This window comes from Micromonospora sp. BS32 (assembly GCF_059089345.1).
In genome coordinates, this window is the sequence record NZ_JBSSHR010000024.1 from 53,583 (window position 1) to 76,769 (window position 23,187).

The 23,187-nt window shown below is 74.0% G+C and carries 24 protein-coding genes; 13 read left to right on the top strand and 11 right to left on the bottom strand.

Annotated features, from left to right (window positions below; all coding sequences use genetic code 11):
• Nucleotides 1–132: 132 nt before the first annotated feature.
• The 5 genes from AC5RWQ_RS26585 to AC5RWQ_RS26605 all read left to right on the top strand — a co-directional run bounded on the left by AC5RWQ_RS26585 (nucleotide 133) and on the right by AC5RWQ_RS26605 (nucleotide 5,570).
• A complete protein-coding gene (locus AC5RWQ_RS26585) occupies nucleotides 133–2,412 on the top strand; it encodes a putative bifunctional diguanylate cyclase/phosphodiesterase (RefSeq protein ID WP_494285369.1) in 2,280 nt (759 codons plus the stop codon).
• Nucleotides 2,413–2,565: 153 nt separating this feature from the next.
• The gene (locus AC5RWQ_RS26590) at nucleotides 2,566–3,210 is read left to right on the top strand and encodes a hypothetical protein (protein ID WP_494285370.1); all 645 of its coding nucleotides are present in this window, start codon (nucleotides 2,566–2,568) and stop codon (nucleotides 3,208–3,210) included.
• A 135-nt stretch (nucleotides 3,211–3,345) separates the two neighbouring features.
• Nucleotides 3,346–4,104 (top strand): MerR family transcriptional regulator, encoded by a 759-nt coding sequence (locus AC5RWQ_RS26595; RefSeq protein ID WP_494285371.1) that lies wholly within the window; start codon nucleotides 3,346–3,348, stop codon nucleotides 4,102–4,104.
• A gap of 74 nt (nucleotides 4,105–4,178) precedes the next feature.
• The gene (locus AC5RWQ_RS26600) at nucleotides 4,179–4,463 is read left to right on the top strand and encodes a putative quinol monooxygenase (RefSeq protein ID WP_494285372.1); all 285 of its coding nucleotides are present in this window, start codon (nucleotides 4,179–4,181) and stop codon (nucleotides 4,461–4,463) included.
• Between the two features lie 333 nt (nucleotides 4,464–4,796).
• Nucleotides 4,797–5,570, top strand: coding sequence for a hypothetical protein (locus tag AC5RWQ_RS26605; protein ID WP_494285373.1), 774 nt, complete (start codon nucleotides 4,797–4,799; stop codon nucleotides 5,568–5,570).
• Nucleotides 5,571–5,625: 55 nt separating this feature from the next.
• Here the strand turns inward: AC5RWQ_RS26605 and AC5RWQ_RS26610 are convergent, their stop codons facing one another.
• Nucleotides 5,626–7,149 carry a GntP family permease gene (locus AC5RWQ_RS26610; RefSeq protein ID WP_494285374.1) on the bottom strand — a complete coding sequence of 508 codons (1,524 nt, stop codon included), beginning with the start codon at nucleotides 7,147–7,149 and terminating at the stop codon, nucleotides 5,626–5,628.
• Between the two features lie 48 nt (nucleotides 7,150–7,197).
• Entirely contained in the window at nucleotides 7,198–8,736 is a 1,539-nt protein-coding gene (locus AC5RWQ_RS26615; protein ID WP_494285375.1) for a gluconokinase, read from the bottom strand.
• Nucleotides 8,737–9,006: 270 nt separating this feature from the next.
• Between AC5RWQ_RS26615 and AC5RWQ_RS26620 the strand changes: the two genes are divergently transcribed.
• The gene (locus tag AC5RWQ_RS26620; protein WP_494285376.1) at nucleotides 9,007–10,128 is read left to right on the top strand and encodes a hypothetical protein; all 1,122 of its coding nucleotides are present in this window, start codon (nucleotides 9,007–9,009) and stop codon (nucleotides 10,126–10,128) included.
• 14 nt (nucleotides 10,129–10,142) lie between these two features.
• On the opposite strand, the gene AC5RWQ_RS26625 is transcribed toward AC5RWQ_RS26620, so the two are convergent.
• The 3 genes from AC5RWQ_RS26625 to AC5RWQ_RS26635 form a co-directional block, all read right to left on the bottom strand.
• The gene (locus AC5RWQ_RS26625; RefSeq protein ID WP_494285377.1) at nucleotides 10,143–10,583 is read right to left on the bottom strand and encodes a VOC family protein; all 441 of its coding nucleotides are present in this window, start codon (nucleotides 10,581–10,583) and stop codon (nucleotides 10,143–10,145) included.
• Nucleotides 10,584–10,670: 87 nt separating this feature from the next.
• A complete protein-coding gene (locus AC5RWQ_RS26630) occupies nucleotides 10,671–11,234 on the bottom strand; it encodes a hypothetical protein (RefSeq protein WP_494285378.1) in 564 nt (187 codons plus the stop codon).
• Nucleotides 11,235–11,330: 96 nt separating this feature from the next.
• Nucleotides 11,331–12,002, bottom strand: coding sequence for a hypothetical protein (locus AC5RWQ_RS26635; protein ID WP_494285379.1), 672 nt, complete (start codon nucleotides 12,000–12,002; stop codon nucleotides 11,331–11,333).
• Between the two features lie 67 nt (nucleotides 12,003–12,069).
• Between AC5RWQ_RS26635 and yidD the strand changes: the two genes are divergently transcribed.
• Nucleotides 12,070–12,459: a membrane protein insertion efficiency factor YidD gene (gene yidD, locus AC5RWQ_RS26640; protein WP_494285380.1), complete on the top strand. Its 390-nt coding sequence runs from the start codon at nucleotides 12,070–12,072 to the stop codon at nucleotides 12,457–12,459.
• A gap of 41 nt (nucleotides 12,460–12,500) precedes the next feature.
• Nucleotides 12,501–13,655 carry a phosphotransferase family protein gene (locus AC5RWQ_RS26645; RefSeq protein WP_494285381.1) on the top strand — a complete coding sequence of 385 codons (1,155 nt, stop codon included), beginning with the start codon at nucleotides 12,501–12,503 and terminating at the stop codon, nucleotides 13,653–13,655.
• Between the two features lie 9 nt (nucleotides 13,656–13,664).
• Here AC5RWQ_RS26645 and AC5RWQ_RS26650 read toward each other — a convergent pair whose 3' ends face one another.
• The 3 genes from AC5RWQ_RS26650 to AC5RWQ_RS26660 form a co-directional block, all read right to left on the bottom strand.
• Nucleotides 13,665–14,033 carry a VOC family protein gene (locus AC5RWQ_RS26650; protein WP_494285392.1) on the bottom strand — a complete coding sequence of 123 codons (369 nt, stop codon included), beginning with the start codon at nucleotides 14,031–14,033 and terminating at the stop codon, nucleotides 13,665–13,667.
• Nucleotides 14,034–14,133: 100 nt separating this feature from the next.
• Entirely contained in the window at nucleotides 14,134–14,628 is a 495-nt protein-coding gene (locus AC5RWQ_RS26655) for a hypothetical protein (RefSeq protein ID WP_334491009.1), read from the bottom strand.
• 194 nt (nucleotides 14,629–14,822) lie between these two features.
• Nucleotides 14,823–15,782, bottom strand: a complete 960-nt coding sequence (locus tag AC5RWQ_RS26660) for an endonuclease/exonuclease/phosphatase family protein (protein WP_494285382.1) — start codon at nucleotides 15,780–15,782, stop codon at nucleotides 14,823–14,825.
• Between the two features lie 434 nt (nucleotides 15,783–16,216).
• Between AC5RWQ_RS26660 and AC5RWQ_RS26665 the strand changes: the two genes are divergently transcribed.
• Nucleotides 16,217–17,536, top strand: a complete 1,320-nt coding sequence (locus tag AC5RWQ_RS26665) for a hypothetical protein (RefSeq protein WP_494285383.1) — start codon at nucleotides 16,217–16,219, stop codon at nucleotides 17,534–17,536.
• A 56-nt stretch (nucleotides 17,537–17,592) separates the two neighbouring features.
• On the opposite strand, the gene AC5RWQ_RS26670 is transcribed toward AC5RWQ_RS26665, so the two are convergent.
• The 3 genes from AC5RWQ_RS26670 to AC5RWQ_RS26680 are packed head-to-tail and all read right to left on the bottom strand — an operon-like array spanning nucleotide 17,593 to nucleotide 19,201.
• Nucleotides 17,593–18,558 (bottom strand): NAD(P)-dependent alcohol dehydrogenase, encoded by a 966-nt coding sequence (locus AC5RWQ_RS26670; RefSeq protein ID WP_494285384.1) that lies wholly within the window; start codon nucleotides 18,556–18,558, stop codon nucleotides 17,593–17,595.
• Entirely contained in the window at nucleotides 18,555–18,779 is a 225-nt protein-coding gene (locus AC5RWQ_RS26675; RefSeq protein ID WP_477463474.1) for a helix-turn-helix transcriptional regulator, read from the bottom strand. The genes AC5RWQ_RS26670 and AC5RWQ_RS26675 overlap by 4 nt, the downstream gene beginning before the upstream one ends.
• Nucleotides 18,773–19,201: a hypothetical protein gene (locus AC5RWQ_RS26680; RefSeq protein ID WP_494285385.1), complete on the bottom strand. Its 429-nt coding sequence runs from the start codon at nucleotides 19,199–19,201 to the stop codon at nucleotides 18,773–18,775. Before AC5RWQ_RS26680 ends, AC5RWQ_RS26675 begins: the two co-directional genes overlap by 7 nt.
• Before the next feature lie 173 nt (nucleotides 19,202–19,374).
• On the opposite strand from AC5RWQ_RS26680, the gene AC5RWQ_RS26685 reads away from it, so the two are divergent.
• The 4 genes from AC5RWQ_RS26685 (at nucleotide 19,375) to AC5RWQ_RS26700 (ending at nucleotide 23,168) form a co-directional block, all read left to right on the top strand.
• A complete protein-coding gene (locus tag AC5RWQ_RS26685) occupies nucleotides 19,375–20,820 on the top strand; it encodes a hypothetical protein (protein ID WP_494285386.1) in 1,446 nt (481 codons plus the stop codon).
• Nucleotides 20,821–20,829: 9 nt separating this feature from the next.
• Nucleotides 20,830–22,098 carry an RNA polymerase sigma factor gene (locus AC5RWQ_RS26690; protein WP_494285387.1) on the top strand — a complete coding sequence of 423 codons (1,269 nt, stop codon included), beginning with the start codon at nucleotides 20,830–20,832 and terminating at the stop codon, nucleotides 22,096–22,098.
• A gap of 67 nt (nucleotides 22,099–22,165) precedes the next feature.
• On the top strand, nucleotides 22,166–22,810 hold the full coding sequence (locus AC5RWQ_RS26695) for a DUF998 domain-containing protein (RefSeq protein ID WP_494285388.1): 645 nt from the start codon (nucleotides 22,166–22,168) through the stop codon (nucleotides 22,808–22,810).
• 1 nt (nucleotide 22,811) lies between these two features.
• Entirely contained in the window at nucleotides 22,812–23,168 is a 357-nt protein-coding gene (locus tag AC5RWQ_RS26700; RefSeq protein WP_334488135.1) for a YciI family protein, read from the top strand.
• The last annotated feature ends 19 nt before the right edge of the window (nucleotides 23,169–23,187 follow it).

Consider the following 23,187-nt stretch of genomic DNA (forward strand, 5'->3'; position numbering starts at 1 on the left):
TCGCGGACCGTCGAGCCGGGCCCACCGGCCCTGGTGCGCACACCTGCCGATGGCTAGGCTTGCCGGGTTCGCCGTCCGTGACCGGTCCTCACCGTCGAGGTGCGTGCAGGAGAGAGAGCCGGAGCGATCACCGTGCTGCCCCAGGACGCCGGCCACATCGCCGTGGCGCCGCCCCGATCCGCCCGCCCGCACCGCCTCGGCGCGATCGTCGCGTCGGCGGTCGTGGTCGCGGAGCTGGGTTGGCTGGTCGCGGCGCTGCCCGGAGCGGCCCTGGCCAGCGACCTCGGCGCGGTCGCCCTGGCGGCCTGGGCGACGCTCGCCTGCCTCGGCGCGGCGCGGCGACACCCCGCCCCGCTGCGCCGGTTCTGGGTGCTGCTCGCGCTGACCATGGCGCTCGCCGCCGTCGGCCGGACACTCTGGACGATCGAGCGGCTCGGCGGTGCGGAGCTGCCACACACCCCGCTGGTCGGCGGGGCCTTCACCGCCGGCATCGTCACCGGCACCGCCGCGCTGCTCTGCTCACTGACCGCGCCGCGCAGCCTGGTCGGCCGGGCCCGCACCGTGCTGGACGGGGTGATCGTCGCGCTCGCCCTGATCCCGGTCGGCTGGGTGGTGGTGTTCCGCGACGTCGCCGCCGCCGACCTCGCCGATCCGTTGCGTACCTTCGGGCTGCTCTACCCGATGCTCGACCTGATGCAGCTGACCATCCTGGTGGCGGTGGCCGGCCCGTCCCGGCCGGTGTGGCGGCCGCTGACCCTGATCGGGGCGAGCCTGGCCACCCGGGCCGGCGCCGACGCGGTCTACGTCTCGCTCGTCGCCCACGGCAGCTACGTCCCCGGCCACCCCATCGACGTCTGCTGGCCGTTGAGCTACCTGCTGATCGGCGTCGCGGCCACCCGACCCCCGCCGACGGCCTGCGACGGCGCCGACGAGGCGGCCGAATCGCCGTTGCCGCCCTGGTGGCGGGTGGCCCTGCCGTACCTGCCGGTGGGCGGGGCGATCATCGCGGTGGTGCTGGCCCGCCGGCCCACCGGGGAGACCCCGCACCTGGTCTTCATCGGCATGATGACGCTGCTCGGGATGCTCGCGCTGCGCCAGGGGCTGGCCGCCAACGAGAACCTGCGCCTGGTCGCCCGGCTGCGCCGGCTGGCCTACGCCGACCAGCTCACCGGGCTGCCGAACCGGCTGGCGTTCAACCGGCGGCTGCGCCGGGCGCTGCGCGACCGGCCACGGGTGGCCGTCCTGCTCCTTGACCTGGACGGGTTCAAGCAGGTCAACGACCGGTTCGGGCACGCCACCGGTGACACCCTGCTGACCAGCATCGCCGAGCGGATGCGGCTCGCGGTGGGCGGTGACGGGACGATCGCCCGGCTCGGCGGCGACGAGTTCGCGGTGCTGGTCGACGGTGCCCGGCCGGTACCGCCGGAGCGGCTCGCCGAGCGGCTGCTCGCCGCCCTGCACCCCTCGCCGGGCGAGGAGGATGTCGGCATCCACCCGTCGGCCAGCATCGGCATCGCCGAGTACGGCCCGCAGCACGCCTCCCACACCGACCTGCTCCGCGACGCCGACATCGCGATGTACGCGGCCAAGGCCGCCGGGAAGTCCGCGTACCGGACCTGCACCCCGGCGCTGCGCGAGTCGGCGGTGACCCGCGCCGAGCTGATCGCCGACCTGCGCCGCGCCGTCGACGAGGAGCAACTGCACCTGGAGTACCAGCCGATCGTCGACCTGGCCACCGGCGCGGTGCGTAGCGCCGAGGCGCTGGTGCGCTGGCGGCACCCCCGGCTCGGCACGCTCGGCCCGGCGGCGTTCCTGCCGTTGGCCGAGGAGACCGGGCTGATCGTGCCGATCGACCGGTGGGTGATCAACGAGGCCTGCCGGGCCGCGGCCGACTGGCGGGAACGGGTGCCGGAGGCCACCGTGGCGGTGAACATCTCCGCCGCGCACCTGCGCCGTCCCGACCTGATCGCCACGGTCACCGCGGCCACCGCGGGCGCCGGGCTGGCCCCGCGTGCGCTCACCCTGGAGCTGACCGAGTCGGCGCTGATCGACGGCAGCGAGACGGTGCTGGAACGGCTGCGCCAGCTGCGCGAGCTGGGCATCCACATCGCCATCGACGACTTCGGCACCGGCTACTCCTCGCTGAGCTACCTGCACCGGATCCCGGCCACCGAGCTGAAGATCGACCGCTCGTTCGTGTCCCGGCTGGACTCCGACGCCCGGGCGTACGCGACGGTGGAGATGGTGACCCGGCTGGCGGCCGCGTTCGACCTGGTCGTGATCGCCGAGGGGGTGGAGACCGAGGGGCAGCACGCGGCGGTCACCGCCATCGGCTGCGTGCACGGCCAGGGCTACCGGTACGGCCGGCCGGGCGGGCTGGCCGAGCTGCGCGCGCTCTCCGCCGCGGTCTGAGCCGCCCGCGCCCGGCCGGTCGGCCCGGCGCCGAGGGGGCCGAAGGTCCCGGGCGGTACGGGGGGTTCGGCCCTGACCGTAGTGGACGGTCCCCGCCGATGATGGGACGAGCAACGACGACCCCCACCATTCCCCCCGCACCGGGAGCATGACATGAAGCGACGCACCCTTGACCTGCTGTTCAGCATCGGCGGGCTGGGCCTCACGGTCCTGCTCCTGGTCGCCGGCATCGTCCTCACCACCAACGCGAACTTCGCCAACGACTACGTACGCGACCAGCTGGGCGCGCAGCACATCACCTTCAAGTCGGCCGACACCCTCACCGACGAGGAGAAGAAGGCCGACTGCCTGGTCGAGTACGCCGGCAAGCCGATGACCACCGGCAAGCAGGCCGAGTGCTACGCCAACCAGTTCATCGGGCTGCACCTGAAGTCCATCGCCGGTGGCAAGACCTACGCCGACCTCGGCGAGCCGCAGAGCGCGCTGAAGGCCCAGGTCGAGCAGGCCACCAAGACCAACGACCCGGCCCTGGCCGACCTGCAGAAGCAGCTTGGGGACGTCAGCGCCCAGCGGGACACCGTGTTCAAGGGCGAGACGCTGCGCGGCCTGCTGCTCACCTCGTACGGCTTCAGCGAGTTCGGCCGCAAGGCCGGGCAGGCGGCCCTGGTGGTCTTCATCGGCGCGGCGCTGCTCATGCTGCTCTCGCTCGCCGGCCTGGTGCACGCCTTCCGCACCCCGCCCACCGAGGCGTTCGCCGCCCCGGCCTCGGCGGGGAAGAAGGACCGGGTCACCGCCTGACCGTCCCGACTCGACCGCCCCCGGTCTCCTCCCCCTCGGGAGACCGGGGGCGGTCGCGCGTGGGGCGGGCGCAGAATCGGGCTTGACCCTCTCGTCACGGCAGGCCGGAGGCTCGATCGCGGAAGGGAGGGAACCATGGCGTACACGGTGGGTCAGGTGGCCCGGGCGGCCCGGGTCACGGTCCGGACGCTGCACCACTACGACGAGATCGGACTGCTCTCACCGAGCGGCCGGACGGCGGCCGGCTACCGCCGCTACGACGACGCGGACCTGGAGCGGTTGCAGCAGATCCGCTACTACCGGGAGCTGGGGTTCCCGCTGGACGAGATCGCGGCGATCCTCGACGACCCGGCCGTCGACCCGGCGGCGCACCTGCGCCGGCAGCACGAGCTGCTGACCGGGCGGATCGGGAAACTTCAGGAGATGGTCGCCGCGATCGAGCACGCGATGGAGGCGAGAAGGATGGGCATTTCCCTGACCCCGGAGGAGCGGTTCGAGGTGTTCGGCGACTTCGACCCGGACGCGCACGCCGAGGAGGCGGAGCGGCGCTGGGGGGAGACCGAGGCGTACCGGGAGTCGAACCGGCGGGTGGCCGGCTACTCGAAGGAGGACTGGCTGCGGCAGAAGGCCGAGACGGCGGACTGGGAGCGGCGGATCACCGCGACGATGACCTCGGGCGCGCCGGCCGACTCGGCGCAGGCGATGGCGCTGGCCGAGGAGCACCGCCGGTCCATCGGCCGCTGGTTCTACGACTGCTCGTACGAGATGCACACCGGGCTGGCCGACATGTACCTGGCCGACGAGCGGTTCACCGCTCACTACGAGAAGGTCGCACCGGGGCTGGCCGCCTACCTGGCCGAGGCGATCCACGCCAACGCGATCAGCCGCGCCTGAGCCGTACCGGTGAGTGTGCCGCCGTCCCGGCGTCAGTATGGGGAGGGCAGCACACTCACCGTCGGAGGTCAGCAGTGTTCATCGTCGCCGGCAGTCTCTACGTCGACCCGGCCGGGCGGGACGCGTACCTGGCGTCCTGCGCGGAGGTGGTCCGCCAGGCCCGCTCCGCGCCCGGCTGTGTCGACTTCGCGATCAGCGCGGACCTGGTCGAGCCCGGCCGGATCAACGTGTACGAGCGGTGGGAGTCCGACGCGCAGTTGCTCGCCTTCCGGGGCGCCGGCCCGAGCGAGGAGCAGACGACGGCGATCCTCGGCGCCGAGGTGCACCGGTACCGCATCTCCGGCGTCGAGGCGCCCTGACGGCGGCCGGCCGCCCGTGCGGGCCGGTCGGTGGGCGGGCCGGCCGCCTGCCAGCCGGCGCTCGCCGCTTGCGGGTCGCCGCCTGCCGGCCCGCGCCGTGGATGATTCTCGAAAGAGTGGTATGACTCTGCGTCATTATTATGACTCTCCGTCATATCGCTCACGGGAGAATCCTTCCGGTCGCGCCGACACACCCGAGCCCGAAGGGCTGGGCGTCCGCCACGTCTGGGCCTGCCGGGCGGGCCGGGCGGGCCGGGCTAGGCTGGCCGGACCGCACCGTCATCAGCGTCGATCGGCTCCGCCGGCGGGCGCACCGCCCGCGAGGAGTCGTCCGTGAAGCACCCCGAGCTGGCCATCACCGGCCTGGTCCTGGCCGTTGCCCTCGGCGGCACCGCCGGCTGCTCGTCCGACGAACCAGCCGCAGGCCCGAAGGCGAGCGCTGCGACCACTCCGGCCGCCGACGCAGACCCGGCCGCCGTGCTGGCCGGCGCGGCGGCGAAGGTCGACCAGCAGAGCTACCGGCTGACCGTGGGCTCCGGCGGTGGCGACGCGGGGGACGGCACCACCCTGGTCTGGGAGCCGGCACAGCGCCGTGGCCTGGAGACCACCTCGCTGGCGGTGGCGAACGGCAAGGTGACCATCGAGCGGCTCGTCACCGGCCCCGAGGTCTACGTGAAGATCACCGCTCCGGACCGGCGGGTGCCGTCCTGGGACGGGCGTACCTGGTGGCACGTCGGCGCGGCCGCGACGGCCCGGAAGACCGGCCTGGACACCACCCGGATCGCCAGCACCCTCGGCGCCTCGACCGGGGTCCGCCGCACCGCCGACCGGGAGTACGCCGGTACCCTCGACCTGCGGGGCAGCGCCGCCGTGCTCGGTGACGGCATCGGCGGCATCCTCGGCGACCGGGCCGCCGCGGTGCCGTTCACCGCCGCCGTGGACGAGCAGGGCCGGCTGGTCCGCTACCGGATCGAGCTGGCCGCCCAGCAGGGCCAGGCCTCCGCGCTCGACCTGACGTACGCCGACTTCGGGCTGCCGGTGCGGGCGGAGCAGCCGGCGGCGGACGTGATCGGGGAGGACCCGCCGAGCAACATCCCCGGCGCCTGACACGGCACGGCGCCGGCGACCGATCGGGTCACCGGCGCCGGGAGGCGGAGCCCCGCTACAGCAGCAGGTTGAGCAGGAGGACGCCGAGGAAGCCGACCACCGAGATGATGGTTTCCATCACCGACCAGCTCTTGATGGTCTGCCCGACGGTCAGCCCGAAGTACTCCTTGACCAGCCAGAAGCCGGCGTCGTTGACGTGCGAGAAGAACAGCGAACCGCAGCCGATGGCCAGCGCCAGCAGCGACACCTCGGTGCCCTGCAGCGTTTCGGCCAGCGGCGCGACGATGCCCGCCGCGGTGATGGTGGCGACGGTGGCCGAGCCGGTGGCCACCCGGATGCCGACGGCCACCAGCCAGCCCAGCAGCAGCGGCGAGAGGTTGGCGCCCTCGGCGGCGTCCGCGACCAGGTTGCCCACCCCCGCGTCGACCAGGACCTGCTTGAAACCGCCGCCGGCGGCGACGATCAGCAGGATGCCGGCGATCGGCGGCAGCGACCCGCCGAGGAAGCCGGAGACCTGGCTCCGGCTGAAACCGGTCCGGTAGCCGAGGAAGATCATGGCGAAGATGACGCCGGCCAGCAGGGCGATGATCGGGGTACCGACGATGTCCAGCGCCTTGCGTCCCGCGGTGTCCTCGTCGAGGAGCAGCTCGCCGATCGCCCGCAGGAGCATCAGCACCACCGGTAGCAGGACGGTGATGACCGCGGCCCACAGTGCGGGCGCGCGGCGCGCCCGCACCGCCTCGGCGCCGGCCTCGTCGATCGGCTCGCCGGGGCGGCCGGTACCCGGGTTGACCAGGTCGTCCTCGTTGACCAGGTCCCCGTCGGCGTCGACGGGGCCGCGACCGGTGGCGGTGGGCCCCCGCCCGCCGCCGACCGTCAGCGGTCGCCGGGTGGGCAGCAACGCCTCCGGGGCGGTGGCCGGCACGTAGCGGGCGATGAAGTTACCGAAGACCGGACCGGCGACGATCACCGTCGGGATGGCGACCAGGAGGCCCAGCGCGAGGGTCTGGCCGAGGTTGGCGCCGAGGGCGTCGATCGCGACCAGCGGGCCCGGGTGGGGCGGCACCAGGCCGTGCAGCACCGACAGGCCGGCCAGCGCCGGGATGCCGATCTTCATCAGCGGCACGTCGGTGCGCAACGAGACCAGCAGCACGATCGGCACCAGCAGCACCACGCCGACCTCGAAGAAGAGCGGCAGGCCGATGAGGGCGGCCACGCCGGCCATCGCCCACGGCAGCGCCCCGCCGGAGACCCGGCCGACCACCCGTTCGACGATGCTGTCCGCACCACCGGACTCGGCGAGCAGGCCGCCGATCATCGCGCCGAGGGCGATCAGCAGGCCGACCCCGCCGACGGTGGAGCCCACCCCGCCGCTGAACGAGGTGACGATCTTGTCGGGGCTCACGCCGGCGACCACGCCGAGCACTGCCGCACCGAGGATCAGCGACAGGAACGGATGGACCTTGCCCCAGGCGATGAGGAGCACCACCGCGGCGATGCCCAGCAGGGCCGCGATGATCAGTTGGGTGTTACCGGCGTCGGTTAGTGGCTCCGCCGGTGCGGCGAGAACAGTGATCACGGTAATCACGACCTTCGGACGGCGTCCGACCCGAACGGGGACGGGCGATCACATGGGTGCGGGAGCGGGCGGTGGTTCCGCCGGCAGGCTGGGTGCCAGCCGGCGCAGGGACGCGAAGGTCGGGACCAGCGCGTCGTACAGTTCGGAGAAGAGCGGGAGCAGGGCGGCGTAGGTGGCCGCCGCGGCGGGCTCGGGGCGTACCGTCTCGTCGATCTCCACCAGGTCGGCGGCGACGTCGATGGACGGGATCAGGCCGAGCGCCTGCATGCCGAGCAGCGCGGCGCCGAAGCTGGAGCCCTCGTGCCCGGCGGGGAACCGCACCGGCATGCCGAGCGCGTCGGCGAGCATCTGCCGCCACAGCGGGCTGCGCGCGAAGCCGCCGCTGGCACGGATCTCGCGCACCTCGTTGCCGGCCGCCCGGACCGAGGCCAGCACCAGGGCGAGCTGCTGGCACACGCCCTCCAGCGCGGCCCGTACCAGGTGCTCGCGGCGGTGCCCGTGGGTCAACCCCACGTACGCGCCGCGCGGCAGCGCACTCCAGTGCGGCGCCCGCTCGCTGAGCAGGTACGGCAGCATGATCAGCCCGCCGGAGCCGACCGGCGCCCGCTCGGCCAGCGCGAGCAGCTCCTCCTCGGAGTGCTCGCCCAGCTCGGGGGCGAGCGCGTCGCCGGCCCACTGCAGCACGATGCCGCCGTTGTTGATCGCGCCGCCGACCACCCAGCGGTCTTCGGTGAGCGCGTAGCAGAACACCCCGCCGAGCGGGTCGACGGCGGGTCGTTCGACGGCCACCCGGATCGCCCCGGAGGTGCCGATCGAGCAGGCCACCACGCCCGGCCTGACCGCGCCGAGGCCGAGGTTGGCCAGCGGGCCGTCGCCGGCGCCGACCACGACCGGGGTGTCGGCGGGCAGCCCGGTCGCGGCCGCCGCCTCGGCGGTGAGCGAGGGCAGCACGGTGGTGGTGGGCACCAGCTGCGGCAGTTGCTCCTCGGTGAGGCCGGCGATCCGCAGCGCCTGGGCGTCCCAGGCAAGGGTGTGGATGTCCATCAGTCCGGTGGCGGAGGCCACCGAATGGTCGGTGACGAGCGCGTCGCAGAGCCGCAGCAGCACGTAGTCCTTGATGCCGACCCAGTGCGCGACCCGCTCGAAGAGCTTCGGTTCCTGCTCGGCGAACCAGACCAGCTTCGGCAGCGGCGCCATCGGGTGCACCGGGGTGCCGGTACGCCGGTGCAGGGCCAGCCCCCACGGCGCGGCGCGCAGCCGCTCGGCCTGCGCGCTGGAGCGGGAGTCGGCCCAGGTGACCGACGGGGTGAGCGGGACACCGTCGGGGTCGAGCCCGATGAGGCTGTGCATGGCGGTGCTGAACGACAGGCCGGCGATCGGGCCGCCCAGCTCGCGGACGACCTCGCGGAGGCACTCCACCACCGCGTCGAAGATCGCCTGCGGATCCTGCTCGGCCCACCCGGGGTGCGGCTCGTCGAGGGGGTAGCCGGCGGAGTGGCTGGCGAGCTGGTGCCCGCCGGTGTCGTAGGCGACGACCTTGGTGCTGGTGGTGCCGATGTCGACGCCGAGCACTACGGAGTCGCCCACCGGTCCACCTCCTCGGTCCACGCCGGAGAGCCCCGTCGCCGCACCGGCTGCGGCTGACGTTACCGACGGTTTCCGCCCCCCGCACGACGGCGGGAAACCGCGCGCCTCCGCGCCCTCGTCGGAAACGTGAATCGACGCGGCGCATCCCCCTAACGTGCCGGCCGGCCGGCCATTCGGCCATTTTGTCGGCAATGGCGGTTCCGTCCGGGCTGCTCCCCTGTTAACCCGTACGACACCCTGGTTGGTGGCTCGCGCGGCGGAGGAGTCGGCGTGGCAGATACTGAATCGACGGGTTCCACCTGGCGTTACCGGTGGGCGCAGCGGCAGAACGAGCGGCGTCAGCGGTCGTACCGGGACGCCGAACAGGCGTGGCAGTGCCGCGCCGACGAGCTGCGGCGGCTGCGTACCCTCGCGGTCGACCTTCAGGGGTCGGTGGCGGCGGGCGCGGGCCTGCCCCTGGAACTGGCCCCCGGTGAGCTGGTCCTCTGGACGATGCCCGCCGCGCAGTTGGTCGAGGTGCGGCACACCGCCGTGCTTCCCGCGCCCGACCTGACCGTCGAGGTCGACCCGGCGCCGCTGCAGCACCGCCTCCCGGACGGGGTGCGGCCCGTCGACGCCGGCATCGCCGTGCTCACCAACCGCCGGCTGGTCCTGCTCGGCGGGCGCGGCCGGCGCGACTGGGCGTACGGGAAGATGACCGGCCTGTCCCACGACGCGGCGGCCCCGGTGACCCTGATCCAGGTGCTCGACCGGCGGCGCACCTCCGGTCTGCTGCTCCCCGCCGGCGCCGCCGCCGACTTCCGGTTCATCCTCACCCTGGGCTTCGCCGACGCCATCGAGCAGCGCGCCTCGGTGGTCGCCCAGCTCGACGAGCTGATCGCCGAGCACGCGCAGACCGAGCCGTTCCGGCCGCCCATCGCCACCCCCGCGCAGGCCCGACTCGCCGCCCGGGTGCCCGGCGGCCGGCGCACCGTCGCCGTGGCCGCCGCACTCACGCTGATCGTCCCGGCGGTGCTCTTCGAGTCAGACCCGCCGGTCAGCCCCGGCCCGGAGGTAGCGGCCGCCGCCACCCCCGCCGCCACCACCGCCGCTCCGGCGCTTGCCCGCCCGAAGGCGACGGCCAGCCCGCGGCCGTCGTCCTCCCCGGCCACCGCGGCGCGCGGATCGCTCTGCGGCGCGCCGACCAACCCGATGGGGTACGACTTCTGCGCCGTCGGGACGCGGGTGCGCAAGCCCGATCACCGGGTCTGCGACTGGTTCGACTGTGTCCAGGAGTTCTGGGCCGGCCGCGGCTACCTGGTGCTGTGCGGGGACGGCTCGATCAGCCTGACCGGCGGCCGGCCGAGCGCCTGCGCCGGCCACCAGGGGGTGCGGCGCACCGTCCACACCTGACGGTCGGCTGCGCCTCAGCTTCCGGCGCCGAAGTCGGGCAGGGTGAGGCTGCCGTCCTCGGCGAGCGCGAAGCCCGGATTGTGGGCGATCTCCCAGACGTGGCCGTCGGGGTCGGCGAAGCAGCCGGCGTAGCCGCCGTAGAAGGTCTCCGCCGCCGGCCGGGTGAGCCGCGCGCCGGCCTGGGCGGCAACGGCGAGGATCCGATCGACCTCGGCGCGGGAGCGGACGTTCTGCGCCAGCGTGATCCCGCCGAAGCCGTCCCCGCCGCGCTGGTCGTCGACGCCCGCGTCGGCGGCCAGCTTGGCGCGGCCCCAGAGCACCAGGGCAAGGCCGCCGGCCTGGAAGAAGACGGTCTCCTCGACCTCCTGGCCCCGCCAGCCGAGCCGCTCGTAGAACGCCCGCGCGCGGGGCAGGTCGGCGACGCCGAGGGTGACCAGACTGATCCGCTGTTCCATGCCTCGGACCGTACCGCCATCACTCTGCTCGGCCTGGTCGCCGGGCTGGTCGGACTCTCCGTGCTGGTCGCCCCCGCCCGGCTCGGCTCAGCGGTCCGCCCGGGCCAGGGGCAGGAGGCCGGCGAAGACGAGTGCCGCCCCGACCGGCAGCAGGTCCAGATCGACGGCGAGCGCGACGAACCCGACGAACACCAGCGCCGGCCCCCACCACGGCAGCAGCCGAGGCCGGACCGTGGCGGCGCGGACCAGCAGGACGAGCAGGCCGAGCTGGAACAACGCCGGCCCGAGGGTGAGCACCGGATCGGGGACGGTGTCGGCGAACCGGGGGAACAGGTCGCCGAGGATCACCCAGACGAAGGCGGCGGCCCCCAGCAGGCCTGCCACCGTCGCCACCTCGACCAGCACCCGCGACCGGGGCGCGACACCGAGAAGGCCCCGGCGCAGGCCGAGGAGCAGGCCGGCGAAGCCGAGGATGCCGAGCAGGAACAGGGTGTGCCCGACGTCCCAGGCGAGGCCGTCGTGGCGCTGGCCGTTGAGGCCGTCGACCAGCCGGCAGAGGCCGTAGAGGATCAGCAGGACCGGGGCGATGAGCGCGGCCAGCCGCGTCGGCGTGGTGAGCGGCACGATGGTTCGGGTATCGGTGGCGGTCATTCCCCGAGGCTGGCAGGGCGACGGGCCCCGTTCATCCGGGTCTTCCCGTAGCCGTCCCCGGACGTCGCCCTGAGCGCGCCCGGGGTCGCCGTCGTCCTACGCCTCGGGGTGCGGCTCGCGCTCGGTGGCGGGCGCTCCCTGCCACCGCCAACGGCCAAACCGCTCCCGGCCCGGCAGCTCGCCCCGGCCGGTGGCCCAGAGCAGCGTCGGCCACGGCTCGGTGTCGGTGGGCGCGTCGGGGAAGAGCCGGTGCCGCACCCGCGCGCACAGCTCCGGGTCGGGCCGCCAGTCGAGGCCGAGGCCGGCGGCGACGTCGTGCAGGTGCACGAGGGTCTCCACCACCCCCATCGCGGCGAACCCCTCCGGATCGGCGACGCCGAAGACGTGGTGCGCGCGGGTCTCCGGCGGCGCGATCGTGACCGTGCCGGCCAGGAACGCGCCGGACGCCTCCAGCACCTGCACCAGCCCGGCGTTGCCGTGCTTCGGCTCGGCCCAGATGCTCAGGACGGGCCCGTCGGGCCGACGCGGTTCGAAGCCGAACGGCACGTGCCCGTCCAGGGGCGGCCGGCGCGGGCCCAGCTGACCGGCGTACGCGAAGAGGTCGTCGGCGACGTGCTCCAGGGTCTCCCAGCAGTCCCAATCCAGGTCGCCGGCGGGCACCCGCCAGTCCCGGTCGAGGGCGGTGGTGAGCAGGTCGGCCGCCGCGTGGGTGGCGGCCAGGACGTCGTTCGCGGTGACCGGGCCGGGCGGTGGGGTCGGTGTGGGCATCGGCCGACGATAGCCGCGCGTCGCCGTCGTCCTCCACGGGGTTGCGGGAGTGCTTCACCCTGTACGGGTGATCAACAAGCTCTGGGGCCGGCGGACCCACAAGAAGAAGAAGCGCGACTGTGACGCCTGCGACATCGACTGCGGCTTCTGCGACTGCGACGGCCCGGACTGCTGCGACTTCGGGCTCTTCTCGTTCCTGCTCACCCTCGGCGCCACCACCGCCCGGGTCAGCCGGGCACCCGTCGTGGACCGGGCCGGCCGGGCCGCGATCCTCGGCTACCGCCGCTGGCTGTCGCACCGCTGGCCCGGCCAGTGCCGCTACACCCCCACGTGCAGCGCCTACGGGCTGACCGCCGTCGAGCGGTACGGGCTGGCGGTGGGCGGCCGGATGGCGGCGGACCGGCTGCGCCGCTGCCGGCCCGAGGTGCCCCGGGGCACGTACGACCCGGTGCGGTAAAGCCCTCGCCCGGGTGCGCGCCCCGGCGCTACCGTCCCGGCGTGAATCGCACCGTGCACCTCGTCCTCGTCGGTCCGTCGGGTCGGCTGCTCGGGGCGTTGCCGCCGTTCGACGTGCCCGCGCCCTGGTGGCAGGAGGTCGAGTCGGTGGTTGCCGCCGCCCGGCGGGAGCACGGCGTCGAGGCGACCGTGCTGCGGCTGCTCGCTGCGGCGGATGAGCGGCCGCCCGGGGGAGTGGTGACCTACCTGGCGGAGGTGGCCGAGGCTGTCCGCGTACCACTGATTCCGGTGACGGCGGACCTGGCGCCGCAGCCGCGGCGGGCGCCCTACGCGGCGCCGGGCGGGCCGGCGGCGAGCCTGGCCTGGGCCGCGGCCCAGCTCGACCGGCTCGGGCGGCCGGCGACCACCATCACCCAGCAGCGCACCTGGAACCTCTCGGCGATCTGGCGGCTCGACGGGCCGCACGGCACCGCGTGGCTCAAACAGGTGCCGGCGTTCTTCCGGCACGAGGCAGCGGTACTGCGCCGGCTCGCCGACGACCCGCGCACCCCGACGCTGCTCGCCGACGACAGCGACGGGCGGATGCTGCTCGACCACGTGCCGGGGGAGGACCGGTACGGCGCCGACGCCGCCGAACGCGACGCGATCGGCGCCGACCACCACGACCTTCAGCTCCGGGCGCTGCCGCTGGTCGACCAGCTCGTCGCCGACGGGGTCCCGGACCGGCGCGGCGCCGCCCTCGGCCGGTGGATCCGCGCGGCGCTCGCCGACCACCACGCGGCCGGGCAGCTGGAAGGCCTGGAAGAACGCCTCGACGAGGTACGCCGCTGCGGGCTGCCGGACACCCTCGTGCACGGGGACCTGCACCCCGGCAACGCGCGCGGTGACCGGCGGCTGCGCACCATCATCGACTGGGGCGACTCGTTCGTCGGGCACCCCGCCTTCGACATCCTGGAGCTCACCCTCGAGCTTCCGGCCGAGGATTCGACCGCCCTGGTCGCCGCCTGGTGCGCGCGGTGGCGGGCCAGCGCGCCCGACTCCGACCCGGAGCGGGCCGTGGCGCTGCTGCGGCCGGTCTTCTGGTTGCGCACCGCCGCGGTGTACGCCGACTTCCTCGCCGGGATCGAGCCGAGCGAGCGGCCCTACCACGAGGCCGACGTGCCGGAGTGCCTCGCGAAGGCGGCGGCCCTGCGCTGACCGCCCTCGTCACTCGGGGGCGTGGCAGACCGCCTCGACGTTGTTGCCGTCCGGGTCGCGGACGAACGCGCCGAAGTAGCTGGGGTGGTACTCGGGCCACAGCCGGGGAGCGTGCAGCACCTCCGCGCCGGCGGTGATCGCGGCGTCGTGGAACGCCCGCACGGCGGCGCGATCCGGGGCGGTGAAGGCGATGTGCGCCTCGTGCGCCGCGCCCTCGGCTGTCATGGGGCTGAGCCAGAAGTCCGGCCGGTCGACGCCATAACCCATGACGTCGCCGAACTCCATCAGCCGGCGTGCGCCCAACGGGGCGAGGACGGTGTCGTAGAACGCGGCGCTGGCGGACACGTCACGGGTCTGGATGCCCAGGTGGTCGAGCATGGAAGCGGCCTCCATCTGCAAAGGATCGACGGAGACAGGCTAGGCGCCGCCTGTGACAGCCGACGCCCTCCGCAACCGCCTGCCCGCGCTGCGGAGCGGGTCAGTAGGGCAGTTCGATGCCCTGGCGGCTGGCCAGCGCCCGGTGCGCGGTGACGATGGTGTCCAGCCAGCGGGCGAACACCTCGTCGGCCCGCAGCACCCGGGTCAGGCTCACCTCGAAGACCTCCCGGTCGGCGTGGTAGGCCTCCGCCACGTCGGGCTGCGCGGCCAGCGCCTCCTCGATCAGGTCCTCGTCGACCAGGTCGAGGCCGGTGTCGACCAGCAGCTTCACCTCGTCGCCGAGGCTGAGCACCCATCGCCGGCCGTCGCGGGTGCCCAGGTAGAGGACCTTGCAGAGCACCTCGCGGGCGAGCGCGGGCTCGCCGAGCTCGGGGTCGGCGATGGGCAGCAGCGCCCGGGGCGCGCGGTCGAGCACCGCGGCCACCGCGGGCGTGTCGAGGAGCTGGTCGCCGCGGTAGGAGATCCGGGGGCCGTCCTGCGAGGAAGGCCGCACACCGGGCACCGCGTACGCGGGAAGTGGCGAGTCTGCGCTCATGGCGTCAGTGTTCCTCAGCGGTGGGTCGTGGTCGGGTACCGCGGACCCGGACCCGGACCCGGACCCGGACCCGGACCCGGACCCGGACCCGGACCCGTACCCGGACCCGGACCCGGAGCCGGAGCCGGACCCGGCCGTGGCGGCGGTCTGCGGCCGGGCTGGCGCGTCGGCGCCAGCCCGGAGCAGCGATCGCGTTACTGCAGGGCCAGCACGGCCAGGTAGCCGAGGTGATCCGATGCCCACCGGCCGTCGGGGGTCTGCCGCTCGGCCCCGAAGATGAGGCTCGAGAGGGGCACGACCGCCCCCCGGAACAGGACCATGTCGATGCGGTGCTCGACGTCGTCGGCGGGCTGGTTCAGGTCATCGCCCAGACCCGCGGTGTAGCCGGGTTCATCCGGATGCAGGATCGCCCAGGTGTCTTGCATCCCGCCGACCACCAGCGCCGCGTAGGCGAGCCGGTTCTCGGCGACGGGCAGGTCGGGGCCCGTGTTGAGGTCGCCGGCGAGGACCACGTCACCCGGTGCCGCGGCCAGCGGGCCGGCCAGCAGTTCGCGCGCCTGCAGCACCCGGACACCGGGGTGGAAGGCCTCCAGGTGGGTGTTCACGAACCGGAACGGGCGTTGCCCGTGCACCACGTCCACCGCGGTCCAACCGCGGGTGCTGGTGACGGTGCCGTTCGTCGCCGCGAGCGTGAAGGTGAGGTTGTTGACGAAGTTGCCGGACGAGGAGTCGGTCACCTTCACCCGGCCGCCGTGGCGCACCAGGATGACGTCGCGCATCGTGAGCCGTACGTCCAGGTAGTGCGGCGCGCCCGCAGGCGCCTCCAGATCGGCCTCGCTCTGTACGACGGCGACGTCGTACGGGTGACCGGAACGGCTCAGCTCGCCCATGAGCAGTGCCAGGTAGTCGTACCGGACGTCGACGGCGGGTGCGGGGTCGGCGAAGGTGCCGGTGCGCCACAGCGCGACCTCCTGCAACCCGACCAGATCCGGCTTGTTCTCGGTGATCTCCTGAGCGAGCAGTTTCGCCCGGGCGGGAAAGTCGACCAGGCCGACGTGGCTGAACAGCGCGGAGTTCGCGGCCAGAAACGCCTGCGTGGTCGGCGCGCCGATGGACGGCGTCAGGTCGCCGCCCAGATACAGGTTCCGGGTCATCACGATGACTTTGGACTGTCCCTGGGCCTGGACGGGCGCGCCGACAATGCTGAGGCTGACCAGTGCGATGGCGGCCGCGAGGGTCACACGCGCCGCTCGCCAGCGGGAAATGGGGTGTTTCGGATGCATCCTCTTCGGTCCTCTCTCCCGGCGACTATGCCGGACGTGAGATCGATCCGGTGGTGCGGAATGAAGACGCGCAGGGCAGTGTCGCGACCTGTCGGCGGGACCCGGCCCGAGGCGGTGCGTGCACCGTATCGCCGCACCGGCGGTCAGGGATAGGCCGCAGCGCCTGGTTCGACGCCGCCTCCACCGATCGGCCCCCACAGAACCAACCGAACCAATCGATGGCGACGGCGTGTCCTGAGCCGACGTACGCGGTTGTACCCGGGTGGACGCGGAACCCCTTCGCGATGAGAGGCGACCCCGTGGCGGTGACTGACGGGACGGCTTCGGGCTGGCGGGCCCGGTGGGTCATCCGAGAGAACGAGCGGCGGCGCACGGCGTACGAGGCCGCCGTCGAGGCGTGGCGGCGACGCGACAACGAGCTGCGGCAGTTCTGCGCCCGGGCCGAGGAACCCGAGCAGCCGGCGGAGACGCCGGTGGGGTTGCCGGTGGACCTGGACCCCGACGAGGTCGTGGCCACCGTGCAGCCCGCGGCGGAACTCCTCGAGGTGACCGCCCGGCACACCACCGGCCTGCCCGCGTCGGAGTTGACCGTCGTACCCGTGGCGGACCCGGTCCGGTCACCGGGGCTGACGAAGGGCATCGCCGTGGCCGATGCCGGCATGGCGGTGGTGACCGACCGGCGGCTGATCCTGATCGGACGCCGCGGGCTCCGGGAGTGGCCGTACCCGCAGCTCACCGGTTTGGCACACCATCCCGAGGAGCCGTTCACCCTGCTGCACGAGCACGGCACGGGCAGGATCCGGGGAGTACGGGTGCCGCCGACCGCCGCGTCGGACTTCCGGCTGCGACTCACCGTCGCGTACGCCGACGCCGTCGGGGAGATGGACGAGCTCCTGGACCGGCTCGACGAGGCGGTGGTGGCGCACTGGCGTACCCAACCGGCGACGCCGACGCCGGCCACGCCCGCCGAAGCCCCGGCCGCCGCCCGCCTCGCCCGTCCCGCCCTGGTCGCCGCCGTCGCGGTGCTGGTGGCCCTGGCGGGGGTCGTCGGGGCGGTCCGCTGGTCCGCGTCGGACCGGCCGGTGGTCGGGATGGAGATCGGCGACGGCCCGGGCGCGGCCTCGACCGCACCGGCTGAACCCACACCGTCCACCGGCATCGGCGCGCCGGTCGGCTCCACCGCTCCCACCGCCTCCGCCGCCGCTCCGCCGCCGGACGCCATCACGGCGCCCGGCACGTCCGGCCCCGGTACGGCGCCGGGGCCCACGTCCGGGCCGGTCACCTGGCCCGGCCCGGGTCCGACCACTGTCACCCCGACCAGATCCTCGGCGCGGCCGACGGCCAGCACCGGTGGCGGCCGTCCGAGCCCGTCCACCGGCTCGCCGAGCCCGACCTCGGGGGACCGGTGCGGCGCACCGGAGAACCCGTACGGCTACAACTACTGCGGCGGCTCGTACATCTACGACCCGGCGGCGGACGTCTGCGACTGGTTCGACTGTGTGGACACGTTCTGGGACGGCAAGGGCTACCTGGTGCAGTGCGAGGACGGCCTGGTCAGCATGACCGGCGTACAAGGCGGGCCGTGCGCCGACCACGGCGGCACCCGACGCCCGGGCTATGTCTGACCGGGCCGGTGGCGCTGGTCGACGCCACCCGCCGCGCCCGGCGGGGCGGCGCCACGTCAGACGGTGACGACGACCTTGCCGGTGGCGTGACCGCCCTTGATGTGGCGGATGGCGTCGGGCGCCTCGGCCAGCGGCCAGGTCCGGTCGACGACCGGGGTGACCTGGCCGGCCTCGATCAGCTCGGTCAGCGCCACCAGGTTCTGCGTGCTCTCCTTCGCCACCAGCGGCACCAGCCGCTGCCCGACGAACGGGGACAGGGCCAGTGCCCGCAACTGCCGGTCGAAGCCCTGCAACCACTTCCCGTCGCTGGCCTCCCCGCCGACCAGGACGAGCGTCCCCTTCGGCGTGAGCACCCGGCGCAGCCGGGACAGGGGGCGGTTGCCGGCGGTGTCGACGACCACGTCGTACCGCTGGTCGGGCAGGTCGGCGCGGGTGTAGTCGACCACTTCCGCCGCGCCGAGGGAGCGGACCAGGTCGAGCTTGCCGGGCCCGCAGACGCTGGTGACGTGCGCGCCGGCCGCGCGGGCGAGCTGGACGGTGTACGAGCCGACGCCGCCACCGGCGCCGATGACCAGGACCCGCTGGTCGGGGCGGACCCGGGCGGCGTCGCGGACGGCGGCGAGCGCGGTCTGCCCGGAGACGGGGACGGCCGCGGCCTCGGCGTAGGTGAGGTTGCCGGGTTTCGGGGCGAGCCGGTCGGCGGGGGCGAGGGCGTACGCGGCGAAGCTGCCCGCGCCGGTGCCGTAGACCGCGTCGCCGGGAGTGAACCCGGTGACGCCGGGGCCGACGGCGGTGACGAGGCCGGCCAGGTCCAGGCCGGGGACGCGGCTGCGGGGGCGGCGCAGCCCGTACCCGAGGCGCACCGGATAGGGCAGGCCGGCCATCAGGTGCCAGACGCCGGGGTCGACGCCGGCGGCGCGGACCCGCACGAGCACCTGGCCGGGGCCGGCGATCGGCGGGTCGACGTCGGCGAGGCGGAGCACGTCGACCGGGCCGTACCGGTCCTGGACGATGGCCTTCACGATTCCTCCTGCGGGTACTGGAACACGTCGGTCAGTGGCACGCCGAAGACGGCGGCAATCTGGAAGGCCATTTCCAGTGAGGGGGAGTAGCGGCCCTGCTCGATGGCGATGACGGTCTGCCGGGTCACCCCGACCCGGCGGGCCAGCTCGGCCTGGGTCATCTCGTCGTGGGCGAAGCGCAGCGCCCGGATGGTGTTGGTGATCCGGGTCGGCCTCACCACGACTGGAACCCCCGCCGGTAGGCGACGATCTTCGCCACCGAGCCGACCACGGCCGACAGCACGAAGCACAGGTAGATGACGTTGGCGATCCAGAACTGATCCCAGTCGGCGAGGGCCATGCCCAGGGCGGCCACCCCGCCGACGATCACAAAGGACTGACCGATGTGCTCACCGATCCGGTGGATCTCCCGGTCCCGCTGGTCCTTCTCGTTGGCCCCCTCGGGCGAGACGATCGAGACCGCGATGTGCAGCGCGATCGACACCAGGATCGCCCCGGCGATCGTGGCCAGCAGGGGGCCCGCGTAGGAGACGCCCGCGAGCGGGTCGCCGTCCGCGCGGCCGAGGACCACCAGCACGTACGCGGCATAGCCGGCGACCGCCACCAGCGCCATGATCCAGGCGCGCTTTTCCTCGAAGGCCACGGCCACTCCCCCTATGTAAAGAATCCTTGACATGGCCAATGTAAGCCTCAGTGGACACGGTGTCAACTATTCTTTACTTACGCTCCGTCAATGTCAGCGCTGCGGCGTGTCCTGCGGGCGGCTCGGGGGTTGTACCGGATGCCAGCGAACAATCCTCGTGAAAGGCGGCCGGAGTGACCCACGCGGACAGAACCGGTTCGGGTTGGCGGGCCCGCTGGGCCAGGCGGGAGAACGCCCGACGGCGACGTGCCCACGAGGACGCCGTCGAGGCCTGGTGCCTGCGGGGCGTACGCCTACGACGCCTGCGGGTCGCCGCCGAGGACCGCCCGGCGATCCGGTCGGGCGTGGCCGTGGACCTGGCCGACGACGAGATCGTCGTCGCCGTCCAGCCGTCGGCCGGGCTGGTCACGGTGCCGAGACACGCGAACCTGCCCCGACCCGAACTGTCCGCGCTCCCCGTCACACCGCCGGAACCCGCGTCCGCGATGCCGGAGGGCAGCCGGGTGACCGACGCCGGCACGGCCGTGGTCACCGACCGCCGGGTCGTCCTGGTGGGTCGCAAGAGGACACACCAGTGGACGTACGCCGAGCTGACCGGTCTCGCCCACCACCCGACGGCGCCGGTGACCCTGCTGCACGGGCCCACCGGTGCGCTGGTGGCCGGCCTACGCGTGCCCCGGGGCGCCGCGGCCCGGTTCCGGCTGCGACTGACCATGGCGTACGCCGATGCCACCGGGCAGCGCGACGCCGTGCTCGCCCGGCTCGACCGGGCGGTGGCCGCCAACCGGCGGTCACAGCCCGCGGCGGCGACGCTGGTCAGCGCCACCCAGGCACCCGGGTACGCCCGCCTCACTCCGCCCGTGGTCGCCGCCGCAGCGGCACTCGTCGCCCTGGTGGCGTTCGCCGCGACGAGCGACCGGGAGCCGACCGGGCGCCCACCCCTCGCTCTGCCCACCCGCGGTGGCGTCGTCGTGTTCCCCACCACCACCACCCCGGGCGTCGACGACACCGGCAGCGGGCCGACGGCCAGCAGCAGCCCCACCCTCGATCCGGCCGTGCCGGGCGGGTTCGCGCGGCGTCCGGCATCGGCGGGCCGCGCCGCCGGCGGCCCGATGCCGCCGCGGGCCGATCGGCACGTGCCGCATCCTGTCGACCGGGCCGCCGGCCGGGGGCCGCGGACCGCCCGGCCGGCCGGCCGCGTCCCGACCCCGACCCCGATCCCGACCCCGATCCCAGGTCCGGTCGAGCCGAGCCGGACGCCCACGCCGCCCCCCACCCAGCCCCCCACCCCGCCGGCCTCGCCGGCCCCGACGTCCCAGGATCGGTGCGGGGCGCCCGAGAACCCGTTCGGCTACACCTACTGCGGCGGCTCGCTGATCCTCGAACCGGCCGCGGACGTCTGCGACTGGTTCGACTGCGTGGACGGATTCTGGGCCGGCCAGGGCCCCCTGGTGCGGTGCGGAGACGAAACGGTGGGCACAGTGGGCGGCCGGTACGGCTCCTGCCCGGACCGTAAAGGCAGGAAGGAGCCGGTCTACGGGCCGGCGCCGCACGGTCACGTGGCCTGGGCGGCGCCCGCCGACCTGGTCCTTGTCCCCGCGCCGCGCGACCTGTTCTGATGACCGGCCATGGGGGAGTCGGAGGCACGGCGCACCGTCGAGGCGGTCTGGCGGGTGGAGTCCGGCCGGGTGGTCGCCGGCCTGGCCGCGCTGACCCGCGACGTCGGGCAGGCCGAGGAGCTGGCCCAGGACGCCCTCGTCGCCGCGCTGGAGAGCTGGCCGCGCGACGGCGTACCGGCCAACCCGGGGGCGTGGCTGATGACCGTCGGCAAACGACGGGCCATCGACGCGCTGCGCCGCCGGCAGACCGAGGAGCGCAAGGTCGCCGAACTCGGCCGTGACCTCGGCGCCGACGAGTTCATCCCCGACTTCGACGCCGCCGCCGAGGAGCCCATCGAGGACGACCTGCTCCGGCTGGTCTTCGTCGCCTGCCACCCGGTGCTCTCACCGATCGCCCGGGCCGCCCTCACCCTGCGGCTGGTCGGCGGGCTCAGCACGGGCGAGATCGCCCGCGCCTTCCTCACCACCGAGGCCACCGTCGGCCAGCGGATCACCCGGGCCAAGCAGACCCTCGCCGCCGCCCGGGTGCCGTTCGAGGTCCCCGGGGCCGCCGAACGCGCCGAACGGATCGACTCCGTCCTCGAGGTCATCTACCTGATCTTCAACGAGGGCTACTCGGCCACTGCCGGCGACGACTGGATGCGCCCCGCGCTCAGCCAGGAGGCGCTGCGCCTGGCCCGCATCCTGCAGGGGCTGATGCCCGACGAGCAAGAGGTGCACGGCCTGGCCGCGCTGCTGGAGATCCAGGCCTCCCGCACCGCCGCCCGCACCGGCCCCGACGGGCAACCCGTCCTCCTCAACGACCAGGACCGCGGCCGCTGGGACCAGCTCCTCATCCGCCGCGGCCTCGCCGCCCTCGACCGGGCCCGGACGCTCGGCGGTACCCCCGGCCCGTACACCCTCCAGGCCGAGATCGCGGCCTGCCACGCGCGGGCGCGTACCCCGGAAGAGACCGACTGGGCGCGGATCGCCGCCCGCTACGCGGACCTGGCCCGGGTCGTGCCCTCGCCCGTGGTGGAACTCAACCGGGCCGTCGCCGTCTCCTTCGCCGACGGGCCCGCCGCCGGGCTGGAACTGGTCCGCGCACTGGCCGACGAACCGGCGCTGGCCAACTACCACCTGCTGCCCAGCGTGCTCGGCGACCTGCTCGCCAAGCTCGGCCGCCACGACGAGGCCCGCGCGGAATTCGAGCGCGCCGCATCCCTCACGGGCAACGCCCGGGAACGGGCGCTGCTGCTGGATCGCGCCGCCGCCAGCGAGCGCCAGAAAAAATCTTGAGAGGTGATGTCGGATCCCGGCCGACCCGATCGACGCGTCAGTGAGAACCGATGACGAGGAGATCGAGATGACCAGTACGACGATGCCGCGGGCCCGGGTGACCGGGGCCGTGCCGACGCGGACCCTGCTGGCCGGTGGGATCGCCGCCGGGCCGTTCTTCCTGGTCGTGGCCGCCGCGCAGGTGCTGCTGCGCGACGGCTTCGACCTGAGCCGGCAGCCGCTCAGCCTGCTCGCCCTCGGCGAGTACGGCTGGATCCAGACCGCCAACTTCGTCCTCTCCGGGCTGCTGGCGCTCGCCGGGGCTCTCGGGCTGAGGCGGGCCCGGGCCGGGGCGTGGGGGCCGGCACTGGTGGCGGTCTTCGGGGTCGGCCTGATCGTCGCCGGGGCGATGCCCTCCGACCCCAGCATGGGCTGGCCGGCCGGCGCGCCCGAAGGCGCGCCCGACACGCTGAGCTGGCACGCCGTCGGTCACGGCGTCGGAGCCATGCTGGCCTTCGGCTCCCTCACCATCGCCTGCCTGGTCTTCGCCCGCCGGTACCTGCGCACCGGCCGGCGCGGCTGGGCGGTGTTCTCGCTGGCCTGCGCCCTGGCGACCGTCGTCGTCATGGCCTGGCCCGACCAGGACAGCATCAGCGTCCGGATGGCGCTGGGCTCGCTGTTCATCTTCGGCTGGCTCACCGCAGTCTCCCTGCACACCGAGAGGAACCACTGAAATGCGCTACATGATGATGCACAAGCTGGACGAGAAGGTTCCCGGCAACTTCGAGCCGACCCCCGAGTTCATGAAGACGATGGGCGCCTACATGGAGGAGGTCGCCAAGGCCGGCATCCTGCTCGCCGCCGAGGGGCTGTGCAAGAGCAGCGAGGAGTCGGCCCGGATCACCGCTACCAAGGGCAAGACCACCGTCACCGACGGGCCGTTCACCGAGACCAAGGAGCTCATCGCCGGCTTCGGGCTCATCGAGGTGCGGTCGAAGGAGGAGGCGGTCGAGTGGGGCAAGAGGTTCGTCGACGTCTTCACCGCGCACGGGATCGACGTCGAGGTCGACGTGCGGCGGGTCAACGAGTAGCCCGGACCGCTGTCTGCCG